The 1690-nt window shown below is 70.3% G+C and carries 2 protein-coding genes and 1 pseudogene; all 3 read right to left on the bottom strand.

The features are described 5' to 3' along the window. Positions 1-217 (bottom strand): efflux RND transporter permease subunit (locus JMF90_RS36085; RefSeq protein ID WP_201326250.1); only part of this gene is annotated, 217 nt, incomplete at its 3' end. Then, positions 214-1338 (bottom strand): efflux RND transporter periplasmic adaptor subunit, encoded by a 1125-nt coding sequence (locus JMF90_RS36080; protein ID WP_201317284.1) that lies wholly within the window; start codon positions 1336-1338, stop codon positions 214-216. The genes JMF90_RS36080 and JMF90_RS36085, both read right to left, overlap by 4 nt. 82 nt (positions 1339-1420) lie before the next feature. Next, a pseudogene (locus JMF90_RS36075) lies at positions 1421-1690 on the bottom strand (TetR/AcrR family transcriptional regulator); the annotation flags it as partial.

Raw genomic sequence — 1690 nt, 5'->3', positions numbered from 1 at the left:
CGATCTTTTCGGCGACCTGGTCGTGCATTTCCTGCGCGGTGGCGCCCGGCCATGCGGTGATGATCGTCATCACCTTGATCGTGAACGCCGGGTCTTCCGCGCGGCCCAGCTTGAAGAACGACACGAGGCCCGCGAGCGAAATCAGGCAGATCAGGAACAGCGTGATCGCGCGCTCGCGTACCGCGAGCGCCGACAGGTTGAATCGTCGCTCGCTCACGGCCGTGCTCCTGCGCTCGCGACCGTCGCGGCCGGCGCGGACACGCGCACCGCTTCGCCTTCGCGCAGCAGCTGCGCGCCGAGCGCGACGACGCGCTCGCCTGGCTTGAGCGCGCCGTCGCCGGCCACGCGCGCGCTGTCGTCGTCGAGATGCTCGACCTTGACCGGCCGCCACGTCACCTTGGCCGGTTCACCGGTGACGACCCACACGCCGGGCCCTTTGCCCGCGTCCAGCAGCGCGCCGATCGGCACCTGCATGCCGCGTGGCGAAGCCGTGCGCGCGTCGTCCGGGATGTGGATCGTGACGGTCGCGCCCAGCGGGGCGTCGGCCAGCGCGCCTTGCAGCACATAGCGCGCGTCGAAAGTACGCGTTCTCGCATCCGCGGTATCGGAAAGCTGGCGCAGCGTCGCGGGGACGCCGACGTCCGGCTTGCCGAACAGCCCGGCCTGCGCGACCGACCCGATCGCCGGACGCAGGGTTTCGGGCAACTGGATCACGGCTTCGCGGCTGCCGGCGTGCGCGAGCCGCACCACCGGCTGCCCCGCGCTGACGACCTGGCCGGGCTCCGCGAGCGTTTCCATGACGACGCCGTCGCCGTCCGCGACGAGTTGCGCATAGCCGGTCGCGTTGCGCGCGACGTCGGCGTCGGCCTCGGCGGCGCTCAGTTGCGCTTTCGCGGCATCGGCGGCGGCCTTGATCTGGTCGTAGGCCGATGCCGATATCGCGCCGGTGCCGCGCAGGTCGCGGTAGCGCGCTTCGTCCTCGGCGGTCTGCCGCGCGCGCGCCCGTGCGGCGGCGACGGCTTCGTCGCGGGCGCGCGCCGCGAGCTTCAGGTCGACCGGGTCGAGCCGCATCAGCGGCTGGCCGCGCTTGACGGTTTGACCGGTATCGACGAGCCGCTCCAGCACCTTGCCGGCTACCCGGAAGCCGAGATCGCTCTGCACGCGCGCGGCGACGGTGCCGGTGAACGAGCGGGACGCGGGAACGGCCGCCTGCACGACGGCGGTACGCACGAGCGGCGCCTCCGTGCGCGGATCGGACGGCGCTTTTCCGCTGCAGGCGGCTAGCGCGAGGGGCAGTGCGGAAGCGACTGCGAAGAAAGCGGGGCGACGCCGAACCATGAAAGACCCAGTGACGAAGTGAGCGGGGCTTTCATTGTGTATCTAGTGACTAATATGGTCAATAGTCACAAACGGTGACGCATCACGGCGCGAGGCTGCGCAGGACGAGGCTGGACAGTTGGGCCGGCGCGGCGTCGGTCGTGTCGAGGTTGTACTGGAGCAGCAGCGGGTTCAGGTACGGCCGCATCACGAGGTAGATCGCCGTCGCGGTTTCGTCCAGCGGCGTCTTGCGTTCGAACTCGCCGTTTTGCCGGCCTGCCTGGAGGACGTCCTGCAACAGCGTCTGCACGCGTGCCTCGTAGGCCTGCACCGACTGCCAGTTTTCGGTGGCGGCCGACGCCGCGATGTCGTA

The organism is Burkholderia sp. E168m23 (genome assembly GCF_016586125.1).
Taxonomy (GTDB): domain Bacteria; phylum Pseudomonadota; class Gammaproteobacteria; order Burkholderiales; family Burkholderiaceae; genus Burkholderia; species Burkholderia orbicola.
Note: the sequence above shows the minus strand (reverse complement) of the source record. Positions and strands in the feature narration are given on the sequence as shown.